Source organism: Plantactinospora alkalitolerans, assembly GCF_015690345.1.
In the GTDB taxonomy this organism is placed as follows: Bacteria; Actinomycetota; Actinomycetes; order Mycobacteriales; family Micromonosporaceae; genus Plantactinospora; species Plantactinospora alkalitolerans.
The window spans coordinates 16,090-42,209 of record NZ_JADPUN010000226.1; the positions used below are offsets into that span (position 1 = coordinate 16,090).

Here is a 26,120-nt window from a genome sequence, read left to right on the forward strand (position 1 = left end):
TCGACGGTGGCATAGCTGGCGGCATCGCCGGGGTTGCGTCGGTCGCCGATCATTGACCGGTGATGAGCCCTGCCGCGCCGTCCGTGGAACCAGGCACGTTCTCGTTTGCCACCCCGCCGCTGTTCGCCGCCCTGGCCCCGGCCCGCAGCGTCCTGATCGCCGGTGCCGGCGGTGGTTTCGACGTGTACGCGGGTCTGCCGCTGGCCCTCGCGCTGTGGCACAGCGGCGTGCGGGTACACCTGGCGAACCTGTCCTTCTCGGAACTCGAACTGATGGACCGGAACTCGTGGGCGGCGGAGCACGTGGCCGCGGTCACACCGGACTCGACCAGCCCGGACTGGTACTTCCCCGAGCGCACACTGGCCCGGTGGCTGGCGGCTCATGACCTGCCGTCGACGGTGTACGCCTTTCCTCCGCTCGGTGTCCAGCCGTTGCGGGACGCCTACCGGTACCTGGTGGAACGCCTGGACATCGACGCGGTGGTGCTGGTCGACGGTGGCACCGACATCCTGCTGCGCGGCGACGAGACCACCCTCGGCACACCGGTGGAGGACATCACCAGCCTCGCCTCGGTGGCCGGCCTCGACCTACCGGTGAAGCTGGTCACCTGTCTCGGCTTCGGTATCGACGCCCACGACGGCGTCAACCACGTCCAGGTGCTGGAGAACATCGCCGCGCTCGACCGCGACGGTGGTTACCTCGGCGCGTTGTCCATACCCGGCGCGAGTCGGGAAGCGGTGCTGTACCGCGACGCCGTCGCCGACGCCCAGGCAGCCACCCCGACGCGGCCGAGCATCGTCCACGGCCAGATCGCGGCCGCCACCAGCGGCGCGTTCGGAGACGTCCACTTCACCAGGCGCACCAGCGGCAGCGCGTTGTTCGTCAACCCGCTAATGGCGATTCACTTCACGGTCGATCTCGACAAGCTCGCCGCCCGATGCCTCTACCTCGACCGTATCGAGCACACCCTCGGCAGGCGCCAGGTGATCGGGCGCATCGAGGCGTTCCGGAACGAGATCTCCACCCGCATCCCCCGCGCCTATCCCCACTGAACGCCGTGCAGTGGCACTCACGCCAGTTCGGCGATCACTGCCCGGACCATTCGGCGGCCGTGCTCGGCCATTCGCGGAAAGGTACGCCGGTAGTAGTCGATGCCGGTCAGTGACGGTGCGAGGGCCCAACCGCAGGCGCGGCGCCAGGTGGCGTCGTCGTACCCGATTGCGTCCCGGTAGGCGTCCCGGGCCGCGCCGGTGAAGGTCCACAGCGCCGGAGCAACGTCCGGCGCCGGATCGCCGACACCGAGTGCGCCGAAATCGATGACCGCGGTCAGCCGGCCGCTGTCGATGATCAGGTTGCCTGGCTGCAGATCACCGTGGATCCATACCGGGTCGCGGTCCCAGTCAGGAGCGGCCAGGCAGGCCTCCCAGGCCGCCTCCGCCGCGGTCACATCGAAGCCGTCGTCGTGCCCGGCGAGCCGGGGCAGCACCCGGCGGACGGCTTGGTCGGCGTGGAGCAGAGCGGATCCGCGGGAACCCGGTGGCTTGACCGGACCACCGGCCGGATCCACGCCGTGCAGGGCGTGGACGAACGCCGCCAGATCGCGGGCCAGGCGTACGTCGTCACAGCCGAGCCTGGGAGGCGTACTTCCCACGACCCACGGCACCACGGTCCACCGCCACGGGTACCCCGCGCCCGGCCCGCCCAGGTGAAGCGGAACGGGGATCCGCGCGGGCAGGTGGGACGCCAGCAAGGGCAGCCACCGCGCATCAGAATCGGCCTGGCCTACCGCCGAGGCAATCTTGGGCATCCGGGCGACGAGTTCGTTGCCGATCCGAAAGAGTACGTGGTCCGTGCCCTCCAACTCGTCGGGCAGGGGTGTCACGGGAAGGTCGGCCCACTGCGGGCACTGGGCCGCCACCAGACGGCGTACCTGCCCGACGGTGACTCGGACCTCGTCATCATGGATGGGCACGCGGTCACTCAGTCGAGACAGAACTCGTTGCCCTCGATGTCCTGCATCACGATGCACGACTCGTTGTCTTCATCGGCAGCCAGTAGTCGCTCGCGTACCGCGCCGAGCGCGACCAGGCGGGCGCATTCGGCCTCAAGTACGGCCAGCCGCTCCGCACCGACGAGCCCGGTGCCGACCCGCACGTCGAGATGCACCCGATTCTTGACGACCTTTCCTTCCGGAACGCGCTGGAAGTAAAGCCGCGGACCCACGCCAGTGGGATCAACGCAGGCAAACGCCGCACCCTGCTGCTCGGGCGGCAGCGCGCGATCGAAATCGTCCCAGGTAGCGAACCCCTCCGGTGGCGGCGGTACGACGTACCCCAACACCTCGCACCAGAACCGGGCGACGCGCTCGGGTTCCGCGCAGTCGAAGGTGACTTGGATCTGCTTGACCGACGCCATCGCTCAACCATAGGGGCGGGGTCTTTCGTCGGGTCCACGGGCCCCTGCCAGGGCCAGGTCGGGAAATCCGGCCCGACGAATTACCGCCCACCCGCTAAGTACGATGACGATGCGAACGGAAGGCGGCACGGGTCGATGAGCGGTGTGCGGGTCGCGGTGGCCGGTGCCGGCCTCGGCGGGCTGTGCCTGGCCCAAGGCCTCGTACGGGCCGGTGTCGACGTCCAGGTCTACGAGCGTGACGTCGCGGCCGGCATCCGCCGGCAGGGCTACCGGCTGCACGTGGACGCGCGGGCCGGCCTCGCACTCGACAGGTGCCTGTCGCCGGAGCTGTTCCGGCTCTTCCTCGCGACGGCGGGCCGGCCCAGCCGGAAGTTCAGCGTGCTCTCCGCCCAGTTGCGCGTCGTGCACGAGACACCGGAGGACCCGAACCGGGATCTGGACAGGCCGGAGACGCTCAGCACAGCGGTCAACCGTGGCACGCTCCGCGAGATCCTCGGTACCGGCCTCGACGACCGGATCCACCACGGCCGCGAACTCGTCGGGTACGAGCAGGACGCGCACGGTGTGACGCTGCGGTTCGTCGACGGCCCGACCGAGCGCGCCGACGTGCTCGTCGGCGCGGACGGCGTGAACTCGGCGGTCCGCCGTACGATGCTGCCCGAGGCGATGATCATCGACACCGGTTCACGCATCGTCTACGGCAGGACGCCGCTCGACGGCGAGACGCGGCGGCTCCTTCCACTACGGCTTCGCCGCGGTCGAAGCATTCCGGCAGGCGGAGGCGCAGACCACCCGGCGGAGGAACCCGCTGTGGCGCTGGATCATCAGCCACCTGCCGAGGTAGCACCGCAGCCAGCACCGCTGGCGACGGCACCGTGGTGTGGCAGAAGGGATCCCACCTGTCGGCCATCCAGGCCCGCTTCACCTGGTGAACCTTTGCCGGATCCGCCGCTCGGGGCGCTCGCACCGAGCCCCCGAGCGGCCTCCTCGGGTAGCCGCTTACCGCCCCTGCGGCTGTCCGTCCAGGACGCGGTCCCAGTCGACGGTGCGAGCCCAGTCGGCGTAGCTGTGCCAGGCCACATCCGGATACCTGCCGTGCAGCGCGTCGATGTCGAGGAAGTCGGTGTTGTCCTCGAAACGCTGGAACATGTCGGCGATCTCGTCGCCGGCCCACTGACGGACCTGGTCCAACGGCATCTGCTGGTACGGGATCTCGCGGCCGAGCACTTCGCTGAGGATCCGGGCCGCCTCTTCGCCGGTCACCCGGTCGGAGGCGACGTCGATCCGCTCGCCGACGAACCGGTCCGGGTGCTCGATGGCGTGCACGGCGAGGCCGGCAATGTCCCGGACGGTCACCTGGTCCAGCGGCTTGCCGGGAGAGAGCGGGTTGGCCAGGACGCCGTCGGGAAGGCGGCTGAACCCGGTGTTCAGGGCGTTCTCCATGAAGTACACCGGTCCGAGGACGGTTGCGCGTACCGGCTGGTCCCGCAGGTACGCCTCGACGAGCTGCTTGCTGTCGGCGTGGTCGAGGTCGGTTTCGCCCAGCCGGTCGGCACCGCGTACCGAGGAGTAGACGAGATGCGCCCCGGCCTGCCCTGCGGCGTCGGTCAGGAGGCGACCCTGGGCGACCTCCTCGTCCTTGCCACCGGAGCCGAACGGTACGGACAGGCCGAAGACCGCGTCGACGCCCTTGGTGGCACTGGCGAGCGCCTCCCTGTCGGCCAGGTCGCCGGTGACCAGTCGAGCCCCGGCGGCGGATAGTGCCCGGGCGGACGGCGACTCGGGTGACCGCACGTACGCGGTGACGTCGTGGCCGTGGTCGAGCAGCAGGTCGGCCACCGCGCCGCCCTGCTTTCCGGTGGCGCCGATGACGAGAACAGTGGTCACGAGGAGACTCCCAGATCGCATTGGTGGACAACGATGCCGATCCTGCGGGCTCAACTGCGGTTGAGGTCAAGCGCGCCGGACGGCCCCGTGCCGGAAGTTCGACCACATGCCGCCACCTTGATGGAGTTGATGCGGGTTTCTGAGAAGGTCGCCCCGCGGATCAAGGCATCTCCGCTGACCCGGGCCGGTTCGGGGTTCGCCGTGGCCTGGTGGTGATACGTCCGTTCGATGCCAGTCAGGATTGAACTTTCGGCAGTGCCGGATGGTCCGCGTCTTACATACCGTCATGTCTGTGAACGCGACCACGACCGGGAAGAGCGCGGCCGGAGGCAGCCTGGCTGGCTTCCGGCGGGTGTTTGATCCAGGCAACCTGCTGGCGGCGGCTACGACGGTAGCGGCCGGTTTGAGTGTGGTAAGTCCGTGGTGGGCCGTGCCAACCGTGGCCACCGCGTTCCTGGCAGGGCGGCGACCTGGGAAAATCCGTCCGACAGTACTGGTATTGGTTGCAGTTGTCGCGGCCGGAATAGTGTCCGCGTCCGTGGTGCCCTCGTGGCTGGGTGTAGGGAGTCGGTTCGTGGGGGTGGTGGTGCTCGCCGCCATGCTGCCCTGGTTCGCGGGTCGGTTCTGGCGCCAGTACCAGGAACTGATCAGGGCCGGTTGGGAGCGGGCCGAGCACCTGGAACGAGAGCAGCGGTTGGTCGCTGAGCAGGCCAGGCTGCTTGAGCGGGCTCGCATTGCGCAGGACATGCATGACGTTCTCGGCCATGACCTCAGTCTGATAGCGCTGTCGGCCGGCGCACTGAAGCTCGCGCCTGGCCTGGAAGACCATCATCGGCTGGCTGTTCAGAACATCAGGGCCAAGGCCGCGGCTGCGGTGGAGCGTCTCGGCGAGGTGATCGGTGTCCTGCGCGAGGAATCAGATGACGCACCGATGCGGCCGTCCAGGTCCAGCCTTACGCATCTGGTGGACGAGGCATCCGCGTCCGGGATCGCGGTCGAACTGCATGTCGATGGCGAGAGAGCAGGACTTCCCCCGGTGGTCGAGCGGGCCGCACATCGCGTCGTGCAGGAAGCGCTGACCAACGTGGCCAAGCACGCTCCCCATGCGGCGACGACCGTCCACGTGTCGCATACGGCGACAGAAACAGCGGTTTCGGTGAAGAACGGCCCCGCGTCGGCTGCGGCCGGCTCTCGTCCACGGAGCGGAGGCCGCGGCCTCATCGGTCTCGATGAACGAGTCCGGTTGGCCGGAGGCTTCTTCGAGTACGGCCCTCAAGGCGGCGGATACGCAGTCGTCGCCCGGCTGCCGCACATGCCCCCAGCGCAGGCACCGCTCCCGGCCGACCCCACTCCTCATCGACAGAGGGGCGAACTGCCGCAGGAATACCGCCGTGCTCGACTCCGTGCCGGCCGCACCCTAGTCACAGCGGTGATGCTGCCTCTTGTCACCGGCGCGGTGCTGAGCGGAACGCTGATGGTGTGGGAGACGCTGTCGGCGTCACGTTCGGTGCTGGATCCGCGCGACTACGCCCGCCTGCGGGTGGGGCAGGATCGCTCCGAGGTCGAGCGTGTGCTGCCGGACCGTCAGACGATCCACCGCCCGTCGGCTACCGAACCAGAGGGACGAGGTATTACGTGCGAGTACTACGCGATGACGGCCGATCGGTTCGACGACCGGTCCGGAGACGCGTACCGGCTGTGCTTCCAGCGGAACGTGCTGGTGTCTCTCGATGCCCTGACGCCGTGAGCGTTCGATGATCCGGGTCCTGATAGCCGACGACGAGGCGATGATCCGTGCAGGCGTGCGGGCCGTGTTGTCCACCGATCCCGGCATCGACATCGTCGCCGAGGCAGCCGACGGGCATGAGGCTGTGGAACTGGTCCGGCGCCACCGCCCCCAGGTGGCCGTGATCGACATCCGGATGCCGAAGGTCAACGGCATCGATGCGGCGGCGGAGATCCGCAGGACGGTGCCGACCACCGGTGTGATCATGCTGACGACGTTCGGGGAGGACGACCACATCCTCCAGGCGCTGGGCGGCGGCGCCGCCGGTTTCCTGATCAAATCGGGCGAGCCCGAGGAACTGATCGCGGGAGTCCGTGCGGTGGCTGACGGCGCCGCCTACCTGTCACCGAGGGTCGCGGCCCGAGTGGTGGCGTACCTCGCGTCGAGCGGCGCCGGTGCCCTGGCCAGTCGGCGTGGCGCCGCCCGTGAACGGGTCAATGTGCTCACCACCCGGGAACGCGAAGTGCTGTCCTTCCTCGGCAGCGGGTTGTCCAACGGCCAGATCGCCCGCCGACTGCATGTGGTGGAAGGAACGGTCAAGGCGCACGTCAGCTCCGTCCTGGCCCGTCTGGGTGTGGACAACCGGGCCGCTGCCGCCGTTGTAGCTCATGAGGCCGGCATCGTTCCGCCACCAGCGCCTGACCAGCAATGATGTTGCCGGTACCGCGAGCGGCATCACAGCGAGCAACACAGCAGCCGCGACGGTACCGCCGAGAATCGCACCGGCGAGCACATCGTGGGGGTAGTGGACTCCCACCAGGACGCGGAGCAGCGCCGCCGCCCCGGCCAACGGCAGTGTCACGAAAACCAGACGAGGCCGCAGCACGGCCAGCCCGACCGCGAGAGCGGCGGCCAGGGTGGCGTGGTTACTCGGGAAAGACCAGTCGCCCACTTCCGGACACTCCGCGATCGCCTCGACCCCTCGCAACGCTCGGCAGGGCCGCTCCTCGTTCACGACCAGTTTCAGGGCCTCGCTGATCGCGTAGGCGGCAACGGTGCCGACACCGATCACGACGGCCCCTGCGGCGCTGGCCGCGTCCTTGCGGCGGACTGCGGTCCAGCACAGCCAGACCAGCAACAGTCCAAGGATCACCAGGGTGCCCTCGGTGGCCACCTCAAGAAGCGAGCCCATCCATGCCGGCGCGTCCGCCACAGCTCCGGTCACCGACCGGTACGCGGACACCGAAGTTCCCCGCATGACCTCAGTTGCGTCAACCTTGCCCAACCCACCTGGGGACAGCCAGACAATCGCTCCAACTCCCGCTCCCAGCAATGCCACGGAGCCCAGCAGGCGGGTGACCCGTAAGCTTTCTCGAGACTGCGTTTCCATGGCCTCGAACGTAGGAGCGGCAGCAGTCGGATGCCTGCGCCGAATGGCAAGGTCGGACTTGGACGATGGTCAGGGTTGACGCCACAGGAGACCTCGTCGTTATGCGGCTGCTCTTGCCGCACAAGCCCTCGGCTCGGCAAGTCTCCCAGGTTAGGCTCGGCGCGGATTCCTGACCTCGGGGGAGTTGTCGATGCGCGTCACCGCCTGGCTCCGGAGACCGTCCATCCGCAGGCGCCTGATCATCGCCGCCGTGCTGGTCGGCTGTTTCGTCTGGGCGATGGTCGTCGTCGGGCTCTCGTTCGCGATGGTGGAGCACGGCGGCGGACAGTGGTGGGTGATCCCGCTTTTCGGGGCGTTCGTGCTGACGATCACGGTGCTGGCCGTCCGCCGGGCCCCTGCGGCCCCGGCCAGCGCCGGCACGGCGGCGGCAGACGTTCCCGTACCGGCCGTCCCCGTCGCCGTACCCGTACCCGTCGCCGTCCAGGGTCCGCCGCCGGTCGCGGTGCGGCGCACGCCCGCCGAGACGCTCAGCCCGCGCGAGATGGAGGTGCTGCACCACCTGGCGGCCGGCCGAACGAACGCGGAGATCGCCAGGGTGCTCTTCGTCGCGCCCGGCACGGTGAAGGCGCACCTCAACCACATCTTCCGCAAACTCGAGGCGGCGAGCCGTCTGCAGGCCGTTGCGCACGCCCGCGAGGCCGGACTGCTCGACTAAACCCGGTTTAAACCACAGGTAGTTCTTTCGGCAGATGCCGCACCCGATGGTCCTGCCTAGCGTCCGGGGCATGAAGCAACGTATCGACCAGCTCACGCCGCTCGCCCTCGTCGCGGTATTCACCGTCGTGGTGCAGGGCCTGTCTCTGATGGAGTTCCTGCCACCGCCGATCGCACTGCTGATCGCAGCCGGCTGGGCGGTCCTCATCGGACTCGCCGCGCGCTGGGCCAACCGCAGGCCGGCGCTGAGCGCCTGGGCCGAGGACGGCCTCGTGGCGCTGGGCTGCGTGACCATGGCACTGTTCGCGTTCGGCGGTGCCGTCGGGCTGATGATGCTGGGCACCGCGCTGGACAGCTCGTCGATCACCGGGGAGACGATGGTGACGATGTTCCTGCCCAGCATTCCCATCGCTATCGCGGCGAACGTCCCCACCGAACTCCTCGTCATCCCGGGCCTGCTGGTCCTCGGATGGCGTCCCGGCGCCCGCCGGATCCTCTTCGTCACCGCGGCCACGCTCTACTTCGTCCACCGCATCTGGACGTACCTCGTGTTCGTCCCCGACCGCCTGGACTTCGCCGCGGCGGAGCGCTCCACGGCGGTGCTGACCGCGGCGGAAAAGGTGCAGTTCGCCGCGGCGCTGCACGTCGACGACCCTCGGTGGATCCTCAATCTGCTGATCTTCGGGGTCTTCCTACTGTCGGCGTTCTTCTCCCGGTCGCGTCGGCGCGGGCGACTGCTCGGCGAAAGTTCTCGTTCGGCGGCAACCTCGCCGACCCGGATCGGCTGTACCTGAACGTAACCGTCGATCCCGGTCCGGAGGAACGATGAACGTGAAGCGTCTGTGGGTCCTCGTGCCCGTCACCCTGCTGGCGGGGTTGGCAGCCTGCACCGCTGCCTCGCCACGACCGGTACCTCTGGTCGGCACTCCGCTGCCCGAATCCAGTGCCACGTCGGCCACACCGACCACGGCCACGGCAGCGTCCACCGCTGCCGTGGAGCCGGTGAAGGCCGCCTGTCCGGCCAGCGTCGCGGCCCTGGAGCGGGCGGCGGGGGTGTCCGATGGCTACCGGATCGATCCGGACCAGATCCGCTGCGCCCAGAGGTGGGCCACGGCCAGCCTGATCGCCCCCAAACCCGAGTTGCAGGGCGATGGTGTGATTCTGTTCGAGTACAGGGCCGGTAGCTGGACGATGGTGGTCGAGGGCAGCGCGCTTGAATGCACACCGCACGGCATCCCGAAGGAGATCGGTGACCAGGTCGGCTGTCGCGACGACTGAGATGTCACCGGCATCCGGCGCCGTACTCCCCGCAGGGGATGACCCGGTCGAGGTGCGGTTCAACGAGTTCGTGCGGACCCGCACCGCGGCACTGCTGCGGAGCGCCTTTCTGCTGACCGGCGACCGGTACCTGGCTGAGGACCTGGTGCAGGACGGGTTGGCACGCACCCATCGGGCACTGCGTCGGCTCGCCGACGACGGGCATTTCGAGGCCTACACCCGTACCGCGATGTATCACCTGCATCTCCGCCGGTGGCGCCGGCGCCGCGTCACCGAGACGCTGCCCGGCGAAATGGCCGACCTCGCCCAGCCGGCCAGTGACCACGCCGACCGCGTCAGTTTGAAGATCTCGCTGCACCGGGCGCTGGCTCAGCTCACCCGGCGGCAGCGGGCCGTGCTGGTGCTGCGGTTCTTCGAGGACCGCAGCGAGGCAGAGGCCGCCGAGATCCTGTCCTGCTCCGTCGGCACGATAAAGAGCCAGACCAGCAAGGCGCTGGCCCGGATGCGCACCATCGCGCCGGAGCTGCTGGCGCCCGCCACGGCGCGGGGGGCATCCTGATGACCGACGACCTCGATCCGCTCCGCCGTGCAATGGGCGACCTGGCCGAGCACGGCGGCAACGCCGACCTGTACGAGCGCTCACTGGCCACGTCCCGGCGGATGCGCCGACGCGGCACCATGCTCAACGTCGGTGCCACGGCGATCGCCGTCCTGGGGATCGGCGCAGGCATCGCTGCAATCAACGGCGGAGCGCCAGGACGCGGCCCGGTCGTCGGTCTCTCGGGCCCCGTATCCACCCCGACGCTGCGGTCACCCTCACCCGCACAGTCCCCGCCAGCTTCGTCGCCGCCGACCCGCTCGCCCGCCTCATCCGCCTCATCGAGGGCCCCCGTCAGCGACGGCTGCCCGGTGCGGGCGTCCACCTTGCAGCGGGTGGCGCAGCTGTCGGACGGCTACCGGATCGATGCCGATTCGGTGGAATGTTGGAAGGGCTGGGCCAGTGCCGGTCTGACTGCTCCCACGCCCGATCAACAGGGCGATGGCGTGATCCTCTTCCGATACGATCCGGACCGCGGCTGGCGAAGGCACTCCGAGGGCAGCGCCTTCGACTGTGCGGACCTGGGGATCAAGAAGACGTCCGGCGACCAGCCGCCATTCTGCACGTACAACTAGGTTCCAGAGCGGGCGTCGCGGGCGTCGGCGTCCGGCGCCGCCTGTTCCCGGCCGACCAGACGTCCAGGCGTGTCCAACCACGTCCAGGATGCCCGGCGACCGTGCTGGACATCGATGACGATCTCCCCAGTAGTCGCGCCGGAGGGGTCGGCGCGATGCCTACCGAGGAGGAGACGGTACATGAGAGTTCTCGCGAACAGGGCCAACTGGGCGACAAAGGTGGCGGTCGCACTGGTGTTGGCTGCGGCGCCCGCGCTGGCGCTGGGCCAGTCGGCGAGTGCCGCACCGGCACCGGGCCTGGACCCCGGTGCCACCGCCGACGCGTGGGCCGCCGGTCGGGCCGCGTACGGAGCGGGCGCCACCGAGCACCAGGCGATCGTGGCGTACTGGACGCCGGAGCGGATGCGGGCGGCGCAGCCGGCCGAGGAGTCGCCGGCCTACCGGCAGGCGGTCAAGCGGTACGTCGACAGTGGCCAGGCCGCCCCTCAGTCGGTCGACCGGGGCGCCCGGCTGACCGTCCCGCCGGCCGCCGGTGCGCTGGGCGTACCGAACAACGGCCCCGTCCCCGCGGCGCTGAACCCGAACTTCGCGTCCAACCATCCGACGGCCCGGACCAGCGGCAAGGTGTTCTTCACCCTGAACGGTGGCAACTTCGTCTGTTCCGCCACGGTGATCAACTCGGAGGGTCAGGACACCGTCTGGACCGCCGGGCACTGCACCCACTCCGGCGGCGCGGCCGGCGCGTTGGCCACCAACTGGGCGTTCGTGCCCGCGTTCGACGACGACCTGGCCAACCAGCGGCCGTTCGGCACCTGGACCGCGGCGCGCCTGATTCCCGCACCGGCCTGGCAGGCCAGCGGAAACTTCAACGAGGACATGGCCGTGGCGATCATGAACACGCTCAACGGCCGGCACATCGTCACCCAACTCGGCGGGCAGGGCCTGGACGTCAACCGGGGCCTGAACGTCGCGATCAACGCCTTCGGCTACCCGCAGGAGGCGCCCTTCGACGGCGGCAACCTGATGCGCTGCTCCGGCGCCTCGCAACCCGAGTTCCCGGGCGCGACCCAGACCATCCGGATCCCCTGCGACATGACCCGTGGCTCCAGCGGCGGCGGTTGGCTGCTGAACTGGGACGGAAACTTCGGCTACCTGTACGGCGTCAACAGCCGGATCGACCGGATCGTCTCTCCGACCATCATGATCTCGCCGTTCTTCGACAACACCGCACTGAACCTCTACAACCAGACCAGGAACCTCTGATCACCTGATCGGCCGTCCTGTGGTGCGGCTCCAGCGGGTGGACCCGGTGCAACGGGTTCGCCCGCCGGGGCCGTGCCTGTCTGGTACTAGCGGGCCATGGCCGGTTGAGCCTGCATCCGGCCGAGGAACTCCCGGACGTGGCCGGCGATCTCGTCGACGTTGGTCTCCAGCGCGAAGTGCCCGGCGTCGAGCAGGTGAACCTCGGCGTTGGGCAGGTCCCGTTTGAAGGCGCGGGCACCATCCGGGCCGAAGATCTTGTCGTTGGCTCCCCAGACCGCGAGCAGCGGCACCTGGGTCTGCCGGAAGGACTCCTGCGCCTGCGGGTAGATGTCGAGATTCGTCTTGTAGTCCCGGAAGAGCTGCAACTGGTTCTCGTCGTTTCCGGGCCGGGCGAGGACCTCCAGAGCGTGCCGCCAGGCGTCCGGGCTGACCAGGCTGACGTCGGATACGCCGTGCTCGTACTGCCAGCGGACCATCTTCTCGCTGAAGGCCTGCCGGGCGGCGGCCTCCGTCTCGGGTCCGGGAGAGCTGGCGTACGCGAACAGCGGGTTCCAGAACTCCTCCACGAATCCTTCCGGGTACGCGTTCCCGCTCTGGCTGATGATCGCCGAGATGCTCTCCGGGCGGCGTAACAGCAGTCGCAGCGCGATCGGCGCTCCGTAGTCCTGCATGTAGACCGCGTACCGGCGGATGTCGAGCTGGTCCAGCAGGCCCGCGGTGACGTCGGTCAGCGCGTCGAAGGTGTACGGAAAGTCGCTCAGCGGCGGCGCCGAGGAGTAGCCGAACCCGATGTGGTCGGGGGCCACCAGGTGGTACTGGTCGGCCAGCGCCGGCATCAGCTCCCGGAACATGTGCGAACTGGTCGGAAAGCCGTGCAGCAGGACGAGCGGTGGCGCCCCGGGCGTGCCGGCCTCGCGGTAGAAGACGTCCAAGCCGTCGACCGTCGCGGTCCGGTGATGTACGCCGCCGACCATGATGCCCCCCCGTTCGCCCACCCGAGCTGTGATGTCCTCCTCATACTGCCGGGCCTGCGGTCCTGCTCGGGCGGGTATCGACATCGGCGTACCCCGTCGGCGTACCCCGTTCGTGGTCTGCCGGCCGCCGGGCGTGCCGGTCAGGCCGAGGGCAGCTCGTGCGCGGTGAGAAGTTCCGCACCGTCGAGGATCAGCGGCGTCCACTCCGCCGCCCCGGTGCGCCCGTGTTTCGGATCGATCGCGGTGAAGACCCGGCCGCCGACCCGTACCCGGACGTGCCGGGCGGACCAGTCGACGGTGGCGCGCTGGCGTACCCGGCCGGGGCAGCGCCAGGTCCGGTCGGCGAAGCGTACGGGCTGGGAATGCCCGTGTACCTGGCCGAACGGCACGAACCCGCCACCGGCGTAGAACTCCAGCCAGGGTTCGTGCAGTTCCCAGCCGGCCTCGGCCCAGAACGGGCCGGCCGCCCGGTCGACCCCGAACTCCCCACCCCGGAAGATCAACGGCTGCGGGCGTTCGTTGAGCAGCCGGGCGGCGATCGCGGCGGTCGGCGGCTCGGCCAGCTCCCGCCACGCGCCGACCGTCAGCCCGGCGTGGGTGACCAGCAGGTCGTCCCCGTCCGCCGTCCGGATCGCGACGGCCACCCGCAGTCGGCCCTCTGCCCACCAGGACCGCAGCAGGTCCGCGTCGGCGTCGTCCAGGCGTTCCGGCCAGAACTCGGCGCCACCGGGCAGGTACTGCGACTCGTGGTTGCCAACCAGCTGGATCCATCGCTCCGGCTGATTTTCGAGGTATCCGCGCACGATGGCCAGCACCGCCCGGCTGTCCGGACCACGATCGACGAGGTCACCGACCTGGACCACCGTCATCCCCTCGGGCAGGTGATGCCGGTCGACGTCCGCGCCGAGCGAGGAGAGCGCGTCGCGAAGTTGGCCAGGGTGGCCACCGACGTCTCCGACAACAACTACCCGGGCCATCTCCACTCCCGTTTCCCGTGCTGAGTCGACCTCACGCCCGGCGAGCGTATCCCGCCGACACCACCGATCCCGGGGCACGGCGGTGGCCGGTCAGCGGCCGGAGCGGCGGGTCACCGCCCGGACCAGAGCACCCGGGCCAGGATGCCGGGGGCGAAGAGTGCCGTTGGCGGGGTCATCAGGTTCGCCACGCTGAGGAAGCGCCGGCCGACGACCGGATGCCGCTCCGCCGCGACGTGCAGCCTGCCGACGTACGCGTTGAGGAAGTTCGTCTTCCGGCTGCGCGGGCCGACCACGGCCGGATACCGGAGGTCGGCGCCGACGGCGATGTCCCACGCCACGTCGTTGACCTTCGCCGCCCCGGCGAAGTACTGCCGCGTCAACCCGCCGCGTCCCTTGTGGAGAAGCAGGTCCCGCAGCACATTCGCCTGCGCTGCCGCGACGGTCATCCCCTGGGCGTACGCGGGATTGAAGGTGCAGACCGAGTCCCCGACCGCGATGAATCCCTCCGGTAGGCGGCGCAGGTGCTCGTAGCGGCGCCGGACGCTGGTGGGCAGCCGGATGGGCCGTGGCGGGCCCAGCGGCTCGGCCCGGTGAAGCAGGTCACGAAGCTCCCGGGCGGGCAGCCGGGCGGTGAATTCGAGATAGCCGTCGGGGTCCGTCGGCGGGGGCTCGGCGCCGCCCGCACTGAACAGGGTGACCATCCACCGGTCTCCCTCGGTGGCGATGGCGATGCCACCGTGCGGGTTGGCGGGCGAGGGCGACGTCACGGTCGCGGCGAAGTCGGCGTCGCCGGGCGACCGGCGGTAGTCGCGGGACACGTAGGTCGTCTGCGGGTCGACCCGTTCCTCCGGCGGGCGCTCGAAGCCGATCTCGGCCAACCAGGTCGGCCCTCGGTTGCCCCGTCCGGTGGCGTCGACCACCAGTTCGGCGTCGTGTCGCTGCTCGACGCCGCCCTGGTCGCGTACGTCGTGTCCCGGCGGCGGGCCGGTGTCGTGTCCCGGCGGCGGCCCGGTGTCGTGTCCCGGCACCGGGCCGGTGTCGTGCCCCGGCGGCAGGCGGACGTCGTTCCTCGCAAGCACGCGGGCGCCGCTGACGGCGTCGCCGGTGGCGTCGGTGAGCAGGCCCAGCGCCTCGTGACCGGCGCGGATCTCGACGTGCGCGATCGCCTGGACCCGGTCGCGGACGTACGCCTCCAGTGCGGGGCGGCTGAGACAGATCCCGCGTATTCCGGAGGAGGCCCGGGGAATGGCCCGGCCGTCGTTTCGCCAGATGCAGTCCCGTTGCACGTCGACCGGAACGGCACCCTGGGCGGTCAGGTCGCCGGTGAACCCGGGGAAGAATTCCTCGAGGATCTGTCGTCCCCGGGCGAGCAGCCCGTGCAGATGCTCGCCCTGTGGTACGCCCCGGCGGTTGGTCGCGCCGGCCGGCAGGTCGTCACGGTCGAAGACGGTGACCTTCTCGAACGACTCGCTGAGCGCCCGGGCGGCGAGCAGGCCACCGATGCTGGCGCCGAGCACGATGGCGTGACCGGATCTTCTGTCAACAGACATGCTTGGCTCCAGTGATGAGATGTACTCAAGTTATGGAGGCGCACTGGTCGTCAAGAATCGCGATGAATTGACGTCAATGGGACGGTTGTTGTCGCATTCGGCCTGATCGATCGTTCTCGACGATTTATCGAACTTCACGACCCGTCCTGCGGGCCGGTCCCGTTCTCGTCCTGCTCGTACGTCGGAAGTTCCGGCAGGTGTCCGTCGACGATGGCGGACTCGGCAGCGTGGCGTCGGGATGGCATTACAACGGGGGCATCGAAGAGTGATCGTAGAGTGACTCTCTGGTGTACGTCAATGTCTGCCGCCGCTGGCACAGGTGGCTTTACCAGCCAATTCGGATGGTTGGGCCGGCTTCGCCCCCGCGAAGATCTCCCGTCGGAAGGAAGGGCGGGATGATCCAGATGAAATGATCGACTAGGGTCCTTGCCATGACCGGTGGCTCAGGCGACGGCTTCACCGTGGACCCGGCGGCGCTGGAGACCTTCTCCAAGACCAGCTACGCGCGGGCGGACGACTTCGACGGGATACGCGGGCGGCTACGCGACGGCGCGGTCGGGCGTTCCTCGTTCGGCATCATGCCCGCCTCGTTCACGCTCTACGACCAGTACGAGACGTGCCTCGACGACTGCCTCCAGGCGCTGGCGGACGGCGTCGAGGTGATGGAGGTGATCGCCGACGCGATCACCGCCGAGCGGGACGCGTACCTGGCCAGCGACGCCGCCGCACAGGGGCGGTTCCGGACCGGTGGCTGACCGGACGGGCGGCTGACCGGACCGGTCGGCGGGGCCGGTCGACGACCACCGGCAGCCCCGGGCGGATCACCCATGACGACGCGTGCAGAAACCACGAAGGGGGATGGCTGAGTGTCGGCCGTCGCGCTGGAGCGCAGCAAGACCTATTTCGAGCAGTTCGTCGGCTCGGTGCCGGAACCGTTGCAGGGCTTCACCCGTACGGTGTTGTCGCCGTTCGAGCAGCTCCTGGAACAGGTGGCCGGCGACCCCGACGACCTGATGCGGGGCGCCGAGCGCTGCCTCGCCGCGTCGACCGACGTACTCGGGATCGCCGCACAGCAGGCGAGCGACCGGGCCCGGCTGCAACCGCCGGCCTGGGGCGGAGAGGCCGCGAACGCGTTCCAGACCGGCCTGGCCAACGTCGAGGAGTCGATCCGGCAACTCGGGGACGGGCTGGCGGCGGCGAAGGAGGTGCTGGTCGAGGCGGCGAACGCCGCGGTGGACGCGTTCAACCTGCTCTGCGAGCTGATCTTCGAGTTCCTGACCGCCTTCCTGATCGAGGCGATCATCGCCGCCGCGGCGGCGTTCCTCAGCTTCGGCGCGTCGATCGCCGCGTTCGCCGTACGCTGGCTCGCCCGGCTGGCACTGACGCTGGGTCGCGGCGCCCGGATCGTGAGCAGGCTGGTCCGGGTCCTGGTGAAGCTGGCCCGCAAGCTCGACGACGTCAAGGCCCTGCTCACCACCTACCGCAAGCGGGTCATGGAGCTGCGCAAGCTCAAGAAGCAGTACGCGATGTGGCGACAGCAGGGTCGGACCCCGCAGGGCCTCGCGGTGGCGAAGGAGTACGGCCTCAAGGTCGGCCTGCCACGCTTCGTCTTCAACCAGGCGTCGCCGGTCAACCTGAGCGGCAAGGGCGGGGCGGTGCTGGACACCGTGGTCGGCGGGCAGGACATCCGCGACGGCCAGAAGGACCGCAACTACGCGACCGACGGCACCTACCGGGACGACATCGGCCCGTACACCAAGAGCGTGCAGGATCTGATCGACTCGGTGGGCTGACCCACCGGGCCGGCGGTCGCCCGATCCGGGCGGACGAGGGCAGGAGAGGAACGACGTGGAATACCCCGCGCTGGATCGGCTGGAGCAGCTCGCGAACAGCCTGGACGGCCTGCAGGACAGGATGAACCGCCGGGTCGAGGAACTCCGGCAGCAGCCGGTCGAGCTGGAGAGCGAGAGCGGCGCCGTGCGGGTGTCGGTCGACCACGGCGGTCGGGTGGACCGGGTGGACATCACCTCCCGGGGCATGCGGTACAGCCCCGACCAGCTTGGTTCGGAGATCACCGGCACGATCCGGCGGGCGCAGCGGGAGGCGACCAGGCGGCTGCAGGATTCGATGCGGGAGGTGCTGGGCAGCGCCGCCGACGACTATCCGCTGGGCTGAGCCGTGGGTACCGACCACCACCACCTGTACGGGGACGCGGTCGCCCACCGGCTGGAACCCGGCGAGGCGATGCTCGCGTGCAGCGAGGCCAAGCGTCCGCACGGACTGGCGCCGGACCCGCCGCCACGACCGCCGGAACCGGCCCCGGGCGACGGGGCGAAGGTCGCCGGAATGGGCCTGGCCGGCGCCGCGCTCAGCGGCATCGAGTTCATCGACAACCTCGGGGGCGGCGGCCCCACCGACTGGCTGATCCGGCTTTTTTTTGGTCGCGCGGCGCGCGGCCGGCTCGACTCGGTCGCAGCCGGCTACGTGCGCGCGGTGCCGACCGACGACAAGCTGCTGGTCGTGGTGACCGACCGGCGGCTGATGGTGCTGCGGGTCGGCCGTTCCAACGAGGTCCGACCGTTCGGCGAGCCACGCAAGCCGGTGGTGGCGGCGAAGCTGAAGCCGCTGTGGTCGGTGCACCGGGCGGAGATCACGGGCGCCCGTCAGCGCTGGCACCGGCTGCACGGTGCCCGGCTCCGGGTGATGTTCCGGGACGGCTCCTGGTTGGAGGTGACCGGTCCGCTGTGCATGGGCCGTCGTCGGGCCGGTGAACTGCGCGACGCCCTGTGCGGCTGAGTATGCGCCGCGCAGTACCGTGGCCGACGGACGACGGGTACGGGGGCCGCCCGGCGCGAAGGAGGTTCGACCATGAGCCGGGGCTGGGTGCTGGACGACTGGCGTGAGGCGTTCCTCGTCGAGGCCCGGCTGCGCCGGCTGCCCGGCACCGAGATCGGTGAGGCGCTCGCCGAGATCGACACGTACTGCGCCGACTCCGGCGTCGATCCCACCGAGGCGTTCGGCGAGCCGGCGGAGTACGCCACGGCCCTCGCCCACGGTCGCCGATCCGGGCGGGGTTCTCCGGCCGGGCGACGCCAGCTCTGGCGCGGCGTACTCGTCGCGAGCGGCACCCTGACCGGCGTGATGTCCCTGCTCGCCGGGGTCGACGCGGCCACCCGGGACGTCCGGGCCACCGTCACGGTCGGTCAACTCGTCTCGGTCGCCGTCGGGGTCGCCGGGATCGTCGGCGTCGCCGCGTTCCTGCTCCGGCCGGGTCGCCGCCGCTTCGGTGGCTTCGACTGGCGGTTCGGCCTGGTCGCGGGCGTCGGGATCGCCGTGACGACCGTTCCGCAACTGGTCTGGCCGCAGGAGGTGCTCCGGGCATCGGCCTGGCCGCTGCTCGGCGTCGGCCTGGTGGTGCTGTTGTTCGCCTGGTGGCCCCTGCTCTCCGGCCGGCTGCTGGCCGACCGGGTGGTCGATCCCGTCACCGGGGCCGAATCGGTCAGAACCCGGGGGTGGCTGCTCGGCGCCGTCCGGTGGGGCCTGCCGGTCGCGCTGCTCTGTGCCGTGCTCGTCGCGGTCCTGTTCGGTACCACCGGCCCGGGCTGAGGCGCCGCCGCGGTGCCGATGCCCCTCATGCTCCGAGGGGCGTCGGGTGCCGTCTCGACGGACCCGCCCACGGGGCGCCGCCACGGTGTCGCCCGGCTCGGCCAGTACTAGGGCACCCGCCCGGACGCGAGCAGTGCGGCGGTGGGCAGCGCCAGGACGCCGCCGTCGGTGAGGTGAATGGTGGTGAGGCGGTCGTAGTGCTGTCGGATCTGCTCGACCACCTCCGGCGGTTGGGCCGCCATCACCCTGCCCAGACGTCCGATGCCGCTGGCGGTGCCGTACCACCAGTCCTCGGGATCGGTCTGGTGGACCCAGGCGATGGTTTCGCAGCGCACGTCCGTCAGCGAGGCGGAGCGGAGCAGCTCACAGAATCCCTCGGCGGTATGCGCGAAGTCCCGCTCCGGCGGGACGGCCGGCTCATCGGCCGGACGTCGGACCCCGGCGGCGTCGAAGACCTGTTCCCAGAGTCGCTGCAACGGCGGTCGGGGACTCGGCCAGACCGTCGCGGCGATCCGACCGCCCGGACGGACGATCCGGCGCAGCTCGGCGACCGAGACCGCCGGGTCCCCGACGTGGTTGAGTACGAAGTTCGCCACCACCGCGTCGAAGTGGTCGTCCGGAAACGGAAGCTCGGGCAGGACGGCGTGGCACAGCCCGGCCTGCGGTACGCGGCGGCGGGCCAGCCCCAGCATGCTGAACTCGGCGTCGACCGCCATTACCCGCGCCTCCCGGGCACAGGCGAGGCCGGCGACCGTCCCCGGACCCGTGCCGACGTCCAGCACCCGCGTTCCGGCCCGGACCCGCGCGGCGTCGAGCAGCGCCGCCGCCGGATGAGCGCAGAGCTGGACGAAAGAGCGTTCGTACGCCTCCGCCTGTCCCGCCCAGTGCGTTCGTTGCATGCGGTCGAACGCGGTCATTGGCAGCGGGCCCCTTCTCTGACGCGGCGTCGACGCCTGACCGGCGCACATTAGCAGGATGGCGGGCCACGGATGGCGGGCCACGGATGGCGGGCCACGGATGCCGCGCCACGGATGCCGCGCCAGGGAGCCCGGTCGGTACGCCGGCTACCGCGTCTGGCGTAGGTCGTGCTCGGTTGGCGTACCCGGGGATGACGGCCGTTGGTCGACGCGGCGGCAGTTGGCTATGCCTAGCGTCGGTGTCGTCAGCTTCGCCGAGGAGGGACGACCGACATGAAAACAGAAACCGGATACGCGGACCAGCAGGTCCCGGACCGGAGTCGACCGGAGATCGGGCATGCTCGACCGATGGTGGCAGGTGGTGGGCCCGGGACCGGAGCCGGATCGGCGGTTGTGCGCCGGCCGGTCTGGCGGGACCTGGCGCTGGCCGGCCTGACGACGTTCGGCGTGCTGGTCGGTACGGCCGTCGCCGGGGCGCCGATCACGTACGAGGGCACAGTGCCGATGGCCACCACGCTCGGCCTGCTCCTGCTGGCCCACCGCCGCTGGCCGGTGGCCGTGCTGCTGACCAGCCTGGCCGCGATCATCGCGATGCGTACGGCGGAACTGACCGACGCCGGCTGGGTGTGGCCGGCAGCGGTGATCTTCTTTGTCGTCGCGGCGGACGACACCTCCGCCCGCCCCAGGCTGCGCTGGGCGATCGGGGCGGGCCTGTTCCAGCTGCTCTTCGCCGTCAACTGGCAGTGGTCGGTGGACGGGCAGGCTGCGCAGCGGGCGATCGGCGAGGTCGGCGGCGAGGCGGTCAGCCTGGCACTGCTCATCGCCGTGGCCGTGGCGTACCGCAACTGGTCGCGGTGGCGTACCGAACTCGCCGCCGGGCTGGCCCATGCCGAGCAGGAACGGAAACTGGAGGCGGATCGGCGGTCCGCCGAGGAGCGGTTGCAGATCGCCCGGGAACTGCACGACGTGGTGGCGCACACCCTGACCGTGGTGGGCGTACAACTGCGGGTCGTGGACGAGGCGCTGGACGACTCCACCGCCGAGGCGCGAGCGGCACTCCGTACCGCCCAGGAGGTCCGGGCCAAGGCGGTGGCCGACCTGCGGTCTCTGATCGACGTGCTGCGGTCGCCGGATGAGCGTTCCGAGGCCGGTGCCGTACCCGCACCCCAGACCGACCTGGCCGGCCTGGCCGACCTGGTGGTACGGAGCCGGAACAGTGGGCTGGAGGTCGTCGTGGAGACCAGTGGCGATCCGGCAGTGGTCTCCGCGCCGGTGGCCCTGGCCAGCTATCGGGTGATCCAGGAGTCCCTGACCAACACCGTCAAGCACGCCGAGGCCCGCCGGGCCACGGTGCGGCTGGACATCACCGCCGACTCGGTGGGCGTGGTGGTCACCGACGACGGGGTCGGTCCGGGACCGGATGCGGTGCCCGGTCACGGCATCAACGGGATGCGGGAACGGGTGGCGGCGCTCGGCGGTACCTTCCGGGCCGGTGCCGCCGAGGGCGGCGGCTACGCGGTGCACGCCACGATCCCTGTGGCAGGCTTCCGGCCGTGACGATCACCGTGCTGCTCGCCGACGATCAGGCCCTGGTCCGGGCGGGGTTCCGCAGCCTGCTCGGCCGGGGCCGGGACATCGAGGTCGTCGGCGAGGCGGCCAGTGGCGACGAGGCGGTCCGGCAGGCCCGTACCCTTCGGCCCGACGTGGTGCTGATGGACATCCGGATGCCGGGGATGGACGGGCTCGCCGCCACCGAACGGATCGTGCGGGACCCGACGCTGTCCGGGTGCCGGGTCATCATCCTCACCACCTTCGAGACCGACGAGTACGTCTTCGCCGCGCTACGGGCCGGGGCGAGCGGTTTCCTCACCAAGGAGATCGAACCGGCGCAACTCCGCCAGGCGGTCGGGATCGTGGCCGCCGGCGAGGCGCTGCTGTCGCCCAGCGTCACCCGCCGGGTCATCGAACAGTTCGCGCACCGGCCGGTGGCGCCCACCGACACCGAGGCGCGGTTGTCGGTGCTCACCGAGCGGGAGCGTGAGGTGCTGCAACTGATCGCCACCGGCCTGTCGAACGAGCAGATCGCGCAGCGCCTGTTCATCAGCCCGCTGACCGCGAAGACCCACATCAGCCGGGCGATCGGCAAGCTCGGGGTCCGGGACCGGGTCCAGCTCGTGATCCTGGCGTACGAGACCGGCCTGGTCCGCCCCGGCTCGTCGCCAGAACCGCCGGTCTGAGTCCCCGCCGCCGGCCGGTCGACGTGATCTCCCGTCGCCGGCCGGTGCGGTTCGGTCCGGTTCAGGCGACGGCCGCCACCTCGGCGACCCGCTCGGCGTCGGGTCGCAGTTGCGGGCTGGCCAGGGTGAGGAGCACGTTGGCGACCGCGAACGCCGCCGCGACCAGCAGGCCCCGGTGGAAGCCCTCCACCAGCGCCTGCTGCTGGCCGGCTCCCTGGGCGAGCGCGTCGCCGACGCGGGTGGTGGAGAGCGTGGTGACGACGCCCAGGCCCAGCGCGCCACCGACCTGGAAGAAGGCGTTCACCACGCCCGATGCGGCGCCCGCCTCGTGGTTGGCAACGTCGGCGACGGCGACGATCTGGGCCGGCACGCTGAGGCTGACGATGCCGAACCCGAAGAGCAGCAGTCCGGGGAGCAGTTCGGTGGTGTAGCTGCCACCGGCTCCGGCCTGGCCGAGCAGCAGCAGGCCGACGAGGCCGACGGTGGCCCCGGTGAGCTGCACCGTACGGGTGCCGAGCCGGTGCACCAGTTGGCTGGCGAGGACGGCACCGAGGATGGCCGAGGCGCCCATCGGCAGGAAGTGCAGCCCGGCTTCCAGAGCCGAGTCGCCACGTACCTGTTGCAGGTAGATCGCGGTCAGGAAGAACATCGACAGGAACGCGGCGCCGTTGAGGGCCAGGGCTGCGCTCGACACGCCCAGCGCCCGGGACCGGAACAGACGCAGCGGGACCAGCGGGGCGGCGGAGCGGGCTTCGACGGCGACGAAGGCGATGAGCAGGGCGACACCGCCGAGAAGGAAGGTGAGCACCTCCAGTGATCCCCAGCCGCTCGGTTCGGCCCGGACCACTCCGAAGACGACCGAGAGCAGCCCGGCGGTGCCGAGCAGCGCTCCGGCCGCGTCGAAGGTTCGGGCGCCGTCCGGGTTGTGCCGGATGTCCCGGACGTAGCCGGGGATGACGGCGACGAGCCCGATCACGATCGGCACGTTGACGAAGAAGACCCACTGCCAGCTCAGCGAGTCGACGAGCAGGCCACCGGCGACGACGCCGAGGGTGCCGCCGAGTCCGGCGAGGCCGCCCCAGACTCCCATCGCGATGTTCCGTTCGCGGCCGTGCGGGAACGTGACGGTCAGCAGGGCCAGCGCGGCCGGGGACAGCATCGCGCCGCCCAGGCCCTGGACGGCCCGCGCGCCGATCAGGAAGCCGGGGGAGTCGGCCAGCCCGGCGACCAGCGAGGCGGCCCCGAACAGGACGAGCCCGGCGATGAAGACCCGGCGCGGGCCGAGCAGGTCGGCGGCCCGGCCGCCGAGGAGCAGGAAGCCGCCGAAGAGCAGCGTGTACGCGCTGATGACCCATTGCAGGCTCTCGGGCGCGAAGCCCAGGTCGGCCTGGATGTGCGGCAGCGCGACGTTCACGATCGTCACGTCGAGCACCACGATGAACTGCGCGAGTGCCAGCACCGCGAGTGTGGCCCAGGGACTGCGTCGCATTACCTACCTCGTCTGCGGAAGTGGTCGGATGTATACGGCGTACGTCTACGTAGTATGTCTACACCGTAGACCAAAAGTCTACGGTGTAGACTTGGCGACGTGGCAGGTATGAGCAAGGACACCGGCCGGCAGCGGCGCCTCGATCCGGACAGGATCGCGGAGAGCGCCCTGGCCATCGCGGACGCCGAGGGGCTGTCCACGCTGACGGTCCGGCGGCTCGCCCAGCACCACGGCGTCACCCCGATGGCCCTCTACCGGCACTTCCGGGACAAGGACGAACTCCTCGACGCGATCGCCGAACGGCTCTTCGCCGCCGTCGTCGTGCCCGAGCCCGGCGACGCGCCCTGGCACGAACAGCTACAGGATCTCCTCGCCGCGATCCTCGCCGCGCTGTCGCCGCATCCCAACGCCGCCGGGCTCACCCTGCACCGGATCCTCGCCTCGGAACCCGGCCTGACCGTGGCCGAACGGGCCCTCGCACTCCTGGCCGAAGCCGGCTTCTCCACGGACCAGGCCGCCGAGATCGGTAGTCAGGTGATCGGCTCCCTGATCGCCATCGTCACCCCCGCACCGGGGACCACGGAGGATTCCGATCCCGAGGTCAGGGACGAGCGGTTCCGGGCCAAGCGGGCGGCGCTGGCGGCCCTCTCGCCACGGCGTTACCCGCACGTCGTCGCCTCCGCCGAAACCCTGGTGCACTGCGCCAGTGGACGGCGCGACCAGGCCCTGGCCGTACACCTCATCGTGGCGGGCGTCCGGGCCGTGCGGCCGACCGGCTCCCCGGCCGCCGCCGGGGTCTGACCGCCGGTGGCGGTGCGCCGATGGCGCGCCACGATCCCCCGCCAAACCCGGGCGAGGCCGGGTCGGGTGAGCCATTAGGCTTGCAGGGTTCTGTCCGGATGTTTGCCGGGGGCGGTTGCCGCCCGAGAGCTGGAGTCTTGATGAGCACGACCGTCCTGCCCTCGTACGACGAGGTCGTCGAGCGCTACGCCCCGGTGATCGGCCTGGAGACCCATGTCGAGCTGGGCACGAACACCAAGATGTTCTGTGGCTGCCCGACCGACTTCGGCGGCGAGCCCAACACCCGTGTCTGCCCGGTCTGTCTGGGTCTGCCCGGTTCGCTGCCGGTGGCCAACAAGGCGGCGATCGAGGCGACGATCCGGATCGGCCTGGCGCTGAACTGTTCGATCGCCTCCTGGAGCCGGTTCGCCCGGAAGAACTACTTCTACCCGGACATGCCGAAGAACTTCCAGATCAGCCAGTACGACGAGCCGCTCTGCGTGGACGGCTTCCTCGACGTCGAGGTCGACGGGGAGATCGTCCGGATCGGGATCGAGCGGGTGCACCTGGAGGAGGACACCGGAAAGAGCCTGCACGTGGGCGGCGCCACCGGTCGGATCCAGGGTGCGACGGAGTCGCTGGTCGACTACAACCGGGCCGGCATCCCGCTGGTGGAGATCGTCACCAAGCCCATCCCCGGTACCGGGGCGAAGGCGCCGATCGTCGCCCGGGCGTACGTGACCGAGCTGCGGGACGTGCTCCGCACGCTCGGAGTCTCCGACGTCCGGATGGAGGAGGGCTCGCTGCGCTGCGACGTGAACACGTCGCTGTCGCCCGCCGGGTCGGCCGAGTGGGGCACCCGGACCGAGACCAAGAACGTCAACTCGCTGCGCTCGGTCGAGCGGGCGGTCCGGTCGGAGATGCTGCGCCAGGCCGCCGTACTGGACGGCGGGGGCCGGATCGTCCAGGAGACCCGGCACTTCCACGAGGACAGCGGCGACACCACCTCGGGCCGGTCGAAGGAGACCGCCACCGACTACCGCTACTTCCCGGAGCCCGACCTGGTGCCGCTGGCGCCGGACTCGGCCTGGGTCGCCGAGCTCAAGGCCGCACTGCCGGAACTGCCCCGGGTGCACCGTCGGCGGTTGCAGCAGGACTGGGGCCTGTCCGACCACGACATGCAGTCGGTGCTGAACGCCGGTGCGGTCGAGCTGATCGAGCAGACCGTGGCCGCCGGGACGACGCCGGCCGGCGCCCGGAAGTGGTGGCTGGGCGAGCTGTCCCGGCGGGCCAACGAGGCAGGTGTCGAGTTGTCCGCGGTCGGCGCCAGCCCGGCACAGGTCGCGGAACTGCAACTCCTGGTCGACGAGGGCAAGCTGAACGACAAGCTGGCCCGTACCGTGCTCGAGGCCGTGGTGGCGGGTGAGGGCTCGCCGCGCGAGATCATGGCCGCCCGGGGCCTGGAGGTCGTCTCCGACACCGGCGCGCTGACCACCGCCGTCGACGCGGCGATCGAGGCCAACCCGGACATCGCCGCCAAGGTCCGGGACGGCAAGGTGGCCGCGGCCGGTGCCCTGGTCGGGGCGGTCATGAAGAGCACCCGGGGAGCGGACGCCAAGACCGTCCGCTCGCTGATCCTGTCCCGGCTCGGCGTCGAGGGCTGACCTGTAAGGAAGGGCCCCCGCTTATCGTTTTCTGCATAAGCGGGGGCCCCTTTTAACACCTCAGCCAGTGGGGGTGGGGG

General features: G+C 70.4%; 26 protein-coding genes and 1 pseudogene. 18 read left to right on the forward strand and 9 right to left on the reverse strand.

Annotated features, from left to right (window positions below; genetic code table 11):
* The first annotated feature begins 62 nt into the window (after nucleotides 1-62).
* Nucleotides 63-1,052: a DUF1152 domain-containing protein gene (locus I0C86_RS25560; RefSeq protein ID WP_196203844.1), complete on the forward strand. Its 990-nt coding sequence runs from the start codon at nucleotides 63-65 to the stop codon at nucleotides 1,050-1,052.
* 17 nt (nucleotides 1,053-1,069) lie between these two features.
* Here I0C86_RS25560 and I0C86_RS25565 read toward each other — a convergent pair whose 3' ends face one another.
* The 3 genes from I0C86_RS25565 to I0C86_RS25575 all read right to left on the reverse strand — a co-directional run bounded on the left by I0C86_RS25565 (nucleotide 1,070) and on the right by I0C86_RS25575 (nucleotide 4,302).
* On the reverse strand, nucleotides 1,070-1,972 hold the full coding sequence (locus I0C86_RS25565; RefSeq protein WP_196203822.1) for an aminoglycoside phosphotransferase family protein: 903 nt from the start codon (nucleotides 1,970-1,972) through the stop codon (nucleotides 1,070-1,072).
* A gap of 8 nt (nucleotides 1,973-1,980) precedes the next feature.
* Nucleotides 1,981-2,415: a VOC family protein gene (locus I0C86_RS25570; protein ID WP_196203823.1), complete on the reverse strand. Its 435-nt coding sequence runs from the start codon at nucleotides 2,413-2,415 to the stop codon at nucleotides 1,981-1,983.
* Nucleotides 2,416-3,414: 999 nt separating this feature from the next.
* Nucleotides 3,415-4,302: an NmrA/HSCARG family protein gene (locus I0C86_RS25575; RefSeq protein WP_196203824.1), complete on the reverse strand. Its 888-nt coding sequence runs from the start codon at nucleotides 4,300-4,302 to the stop codon at nucleotides 3,415-3,417.
* Nucleotides 4,303-4,876: 574 nt separating this feature from the next.
* On the opposite strand from I0C86_RS25575, the gene I0C86_RS25580 reads away from it, so the two are divergent.
* The gene (locus I0C86_RS25580; protein ID WP_323373843.1) at nucleotides 4,877-6,049 is read left to right on the forward strand and encodes a sensor histidine kinase; all 1,173 of its coding nucleotides are present in this window, start codon (nucleotides 4,877-4,879) and stop codon (nucleotides 6,047-6,049) included.
* 7 nt (nucleotides 6,050-6,056) lie between these two features.
* Complete coding sequence (locus tag I0C86_RS25585; RefSeq protein ID WP_196203826.1) at nucleotides 6,057-6,740, forward strand: response regulator transcription factor; 684 nt, start codon at nucleotides 6,057-6,059, stop codon at nucleotides 6,738-6,740.
* A 39-nt stretch (nucleotides 6,741-6,779) separates the two neighbouring features.
* On the opposite strand, the pseudogene I0C86_RS43760 reads toward I0C86_RS25585, so the two are convergent.
* A pseudogene (locus I0C86_RS43760) lies at nucleotides 6,780-7,418 on the reverse strand (phosphatase PAP2 family protein); the annotation flags it as partial.
* A gap of 190 nt (nucleotides 7,419-7,608) precedes the next feature.
* Here I0C86_RS43760 and I0C86_RS25595 point away from each other — a divergent pair.
* From I0C86_RS25595 to I0C86_RS25620, 6 genes are all read left to right on the forward strand, one after another.
* Entirely contained in the window at nucleotides 7,609-8,133 is a 525-nt protein-coding gene (locus I0C86_RS25595; protein ID WP_196203827.1) for a helix-turn-helix transcriptional regulator, read from the forward strand.
* 70 nt (nucleotides 8,134-8,203) lie between these two features.
* The gene (locus I0C86_RS25600; protein WP_196203828.1) at nucleotides 8,204-8,926 is read left to right on the forward strand and encodes a hypothetical protein; all 723 of its coding nucleotides are present in this window, start codon (nucleotides 8,204-8,206) and stop codon (nucleotides 8,924-8,926) included.
* A gap of 31 nt (nucleotides 8,927-8,957) precedes the next feature.
* The gene (locus I0C86_RS25605; protein WP_196203829.1) at nucleotides 8,958-9,410 is read left to right on the forward strand and encodes a hypothetical protein; all 453 of its coding nucleotides are present in this window, start codon (nucleotides 8,958-8,960) and stop codon (nucleotides 9,408-9,410) included.
* Nucleotide 9,411: 1 nt separating this feature from the next.
* Nucleotides 9,412-9,969: a SigE family RNA polymerase sigma factor gene (locus tag I0C86_RS25610; RefSeq protein WP_196203845.1), complete on the forward strand. Its 558-nt coding sequence runs from the start codon at nucleotides 9,412-9,414 to the stop codon at nucleotides 9,967-9,969.
* A complete protein-coding gene (locus tag I0C86_RS25615) occupies nucleotides 9,969-10,583 on the forward strand; it encodes a hypothetical protein (RefSeq protein WP_196203830.1) in 615 nt (204 codons plus the stop codon). The genes I0C86_RS25610 and I0C86_RS25615 overlap by 1 nt, the downstream gene beginning before the upstream one ends.
* 180 nt (nucleotides 10,584-10,763) lie before the next feature.
* Nucleotides 10,764-11,846 (forward strand): trypsin-like serine peptidase, encoded by a 1,083-nt coding sequence (locus I0C86_RS25620; protein ID WP_196203831.1) that lies wholly within the window; start codon nucleotides 10,764-10,766, stop codon nucleotides 11,844-11,846.
* A gap of 86 nt (nucleotides 11,847-11,932) precedes the next feature.
* On the opposite strand, the gene I0C86_RS25625 is transcribed toward I0C86_RS25620, so the two are convergent.
* The 3 genes from I0C86_RS25625 to I0C86_RS25635 form a co-directional block, all read right to left on the reverse strand.
* Nucleotides 11,933-12,841 (reverse strand): alpha/beta fold hydrolase, encoded by a 909-nt coding sequence (locus I0C86_RS25625; RefSeq protein WP_323373844.1) that lies wholly within the window; start codon nucleotides 12,839-12,841, stop codon nucleotides 11,933-11,935.
* Nucleotides 12,842-12,960: 119 nt separating this feature from the next.
* Nucleotides 12,961-13,797, reverse strand: coding sequence for a metallophosphoesterase (locus tag I0C86_RS25630; protein WP_196203832.1), 837 nt, complete (start codon nucleotides 13,795-13,797; stop codon nucleotides 12,961-12,963).
* 110 nt (nucleotides 13,798-13,907) lie between these two features.
* Entirely contained in the window at nucleotides 13,908-15,347 is a 1,440-nt protein-coding gene (locus tag I0C86_RS25635; protein ID WP_196203833.1) for an FAD-dependent monooxygenase family protein, read from the reverse strand.
* A gap of 431 nt (nucleotides 15,348-15,778) precedes the next feature.
* Here I0C86_RS25635 and I0C86_RS25640 point away from each other — a divergent pair, with 431 nt between their 5' ends.
* The 5 genes from I0C86_RS25640 to I0C86_RS25660 all read left to right on the forward strand — a co-directional run bounded on the left by I0C86_RS25640 (nucleotide 15,779) and on the right by I0C86_RS25660 (nucleotide 18,953).
* Nucleotides 15,779-16,102 (forward strand): hypothetical protein, encoded by a 324-nt coding sequence (locus I0C86_RS25640; protein WP_196203834.1) that lies wholly within the window; start codon nucleotides 15,779-15,781, stop codon nucleotides 16,100-16,102.
* A gap of 111 nt (nucleotides 16,103-16,213) precedes the next feature.
* Complete coding sequence (locus I0C86_RS25645) at nucleotides 16,214-17,140, forward strand: WXG100 family type VII secretion target (protein ID WP_196203835.1); 927 nt, start codon at nucleotides 16,214-16,216, stop codon at nucleotides 17,138-17,140.
* A gap of 55 nt (nucleotides 17,141-17,195) precedes the next feature.
* Nucleotides 17,196-17,522 (forward strand): YbaB/EbfC family nucleoid-associated protein, encoded by a 327-nt coding sequence (locus tag I0C86_RS25650; protein ID WP_196203836.1) that lies wholly within the window; start codon nucleotides 17,196-17,198, stop codon nucleotides 17,520-17,522.
* A 3-nt stretch (nucleotides 17,523-17,525) separates the two neighbouring features.
* The gene (locus I0C86_RS25655) at nucleotides 17,526-18,143 is read left to right on the forward strand and encodes a hypothetical protein (RefSeq protein ID WP_196203837.1); all 618 of its coding nucleotides are present in this window, start codon (nucleotides 17,526-17,528) and stop codon (nucleotides 18,141-18,143) included.
* 72 nt (nucleotides 18,144-18,215) lie between these two features.
* Nucleotides 18,216-18,953 (forward strand): hypothetical protein, encoded by a 738-nt coding sequence (locus tag I0C86_RS25660; protein WP_196203838.1) that lies wholly within the window; start codon nucleotides 18,216-18,218, stop codon nucleotides 18,951-18,953.
* A gap of 107 nt (nucleotides 18,954-19,060) precedes the next feature.
* Here I0C86_RS25660 and I0C86_RS25665 read toward each other — a convergent pair whose 3' ends face one another.
* Nucleotides 19,061-19,870, reverse strand: coding sequence for a class I SAM-dependent methyltransferase (locus tag I0C86_RS25665; protein ID WP_196203839.1), 810 nt, complete (start codon nucleotides 19,868-19,870; stop codon nucleotides 19,061-19,063).
* A gap of 273 nt (nucleotides 19,871-20,143) precedes the next feature.
* Between I0C86_RS25665 and I0C86_RS25670 the strand changes: the two genes are divergently transcribed.
* On the forward strand, nucleotides 20,144-21,427 hold the full coding sequence (locus I0C86_RS25670; protein ID WP_230394773.1) for a sensor histidine kinase: 1,284 nt from the start codon (nucleotides 20,144-20,146) through the stop codon (nucleotides 21,425-21,427).
* Nucleotides 21,424-22,107, forward strand: a complete 684-nt coding sequence (locus I0C86_RS25675) for a response regulator (RefSeq protein WP_196203840.1) — start codon at nucleotides 21,424-21,426, stop codon at nucleotides 22,105-22,107. Before I0C86_RS25670 ends, I0C86_RS25675 begins: the two co-directional genes overlap by 4 nt.
* A gap of 61 nt (nucleotides 22,108-22,168) precedes the next feature.
* Here the strand turns inward: I0C86_RS25675 and I0C86_RS25680 are convergent, their stop codons facing one another.
* The gene (locus I0C86_RS25680; protein WP_196203841.1) at nucleotides 22,169-23,596 is read right to left on the reverse strand and encodes a DHA2 family efflux MFS transporter permease subunit; all 1,428 of its coding nucleotides are present in this window, start codon (nucleotides 23,594-23,596) and stop codon (nucleotides 22,169-22,171) included.
* Between the two features lie 108 nt (nucleotides 23,597-23,704).
* On the opposite strand from I0C86_RS25680, the gene I0C86_RS25685 reads away from it, so the two are divergent.
* A complete protein-coding gene (locus I0C86_RS25685; RefSeq protein ID WP_196203848.1) occupies nucleotides 23,705-24,397 on the forward strand; it encodes a TetR/AcrR family transcriptional regulator C-terminal domain-containing protein in 693 nt (230 codons plus the stop codon).
* A 140-nt stretch (nucleotides 24,398-24,537) separates the two neighbouring features.
* Nucleotides 24,538-26,040, forward strand: coding sequence for an Asp-tRNA(Asn)/Glu-tRNA(Gln) amidotransferase subunit GatB (gene gatB, locus I0C86_RS25690; protein ID WP_196203842.1), 1,503 nt, complete (start codon nucleotides 24,538-24,540; stop codon nucleotides 26,038-26,040).
* Nucleotides 26,041-26,120: the final 80 nt, after the last annotated feature.

Bases quoted from the DNA above. Each gene is read 5' to 3' on its own strand.
- I0C86_RS25560 (WP_196203844.1), top strand. From the start codon at position 63: ATGAGCCCTGCCGCGCCGTCCGTGGAACCAGGCACGTTCTCGTTTGCC.
- I0C86_RS25570 (WP_196203823.1), bottom strand. From the start codon at position 2,415: ATGGCGTCGGTCAAGCAGATCCAAGTCACCTTCGACTGCGCGGAACCC.
- I0C86_RS25585 (WP_196203826.1), top strand. From the start codon at position 6,057: ATGATCCGGGTCCTGATAGCCGACGACGAGGCGATGATCCGTGCAGGC.
- I0C86_RS25595 (WP_196203827.1), top strand. From the start codon at position 7,609: ATGCGCGTCACCGCCTGGCTCCGGAGACCGTCCATCCGCAGGCGCCTG.
- I0C86_RS25600 (WP_196203828.1), top strand. From the start codon at position 8,204: ATGAAGCAACGTATCGACCAGCTCACGCCGCTCGCCCTCGTCGCGGTA.
- I0C86_RS25605 (WP_196203829.1), top strand. From the start codon at position 8,958: ATGAACGTGAAGCGTCTGTGGGTCCTCGTGCCCGTCACCCTGCTGGCG.
- I0C86_RS25610 (WP_196203845.1), top strand. From the start codon at position 9,412: ATGTCACCGGCATCCGGCGCCGTACTCCCCGCAGGGGATGACCCGGTC.
- I0C86_RS25615 (WP_196203830.1), top strand. From the start codon at position 9,969: ATGACCGACGACCTCGATCCGCTCCGCCGTGCAATGGGCGACCTGGCC.
- I0C86_RS25620 (WP_196203831.1), top strand. From the start codon at position 10,764: ATGAGAGTTCTCGCGAACAGGGCCAACTGGGCGACAAAGGTGGCGGTC.
- I0C86_RS25630 (WP_196203832.1), bottom strand. From the start codon at position 13,797: ATGGCCCGGGTAGTTGTTGTCGGAGACGTCGGTGGCCACCCTGGCCAA.
- I0C86_RS25635 (WP_196203833.1), bottom strand. From the start codon at position 15,347: ATGTCTGTTGACAGAAGATCCGGTCACGCCATCGTGCTCGGCGCCAGC.
- I0C86_RS25640 (WP_196203834.1), top strand. From the start codon at position 15,779: ATGACCGGTGGCTCAGGCGACGGCTTCACCGTGGACCCGGCGGCGCTG.
- I0C86_RS25660 (WP_196203838.1), top strand. From the start codon at position 18,216: ATGAGCCGGGGCTGGGTGCTGGACGACTGGCGTGAGGCGTTCCTCGTC.
- I0C86_RS25665 (WP_196203839.1), bottom strand. From the start codon at position 19,870: ATGACCGCGTTCGACCGCATGCAACGAACGCACTGGGCGGGACAGGCG.
- I0C86_RS25670 (WP_230394773.1), top strand. From the start codon at position 20,144: ATGAAAACAGAAACCGGATACGCGGACCAGCAGGTCCCGGACCGGAGT.
- I0C86_RS25680 (WP_196203841.1), bottom strand. From the start codon at position 23,596: ATGCGACGCAGTCCCTGGGCCACACTCGCGGTGCTGGCACTCGCGCAG.
- I0C86_RS25685 (WP_196203848.1), top strand. From the start codon at position 23,705: ATGAGCAAGGACACCGGCCGGCAGCGGCGCCTCGATCCGGACAGGATC.
- gatB (WP_196203842.1), top strand. From the start codon at position 24,538: ATGAGCACGACCGTCCTGCCCTCGTACGACGAGGTCGTCGAGCGCTAC.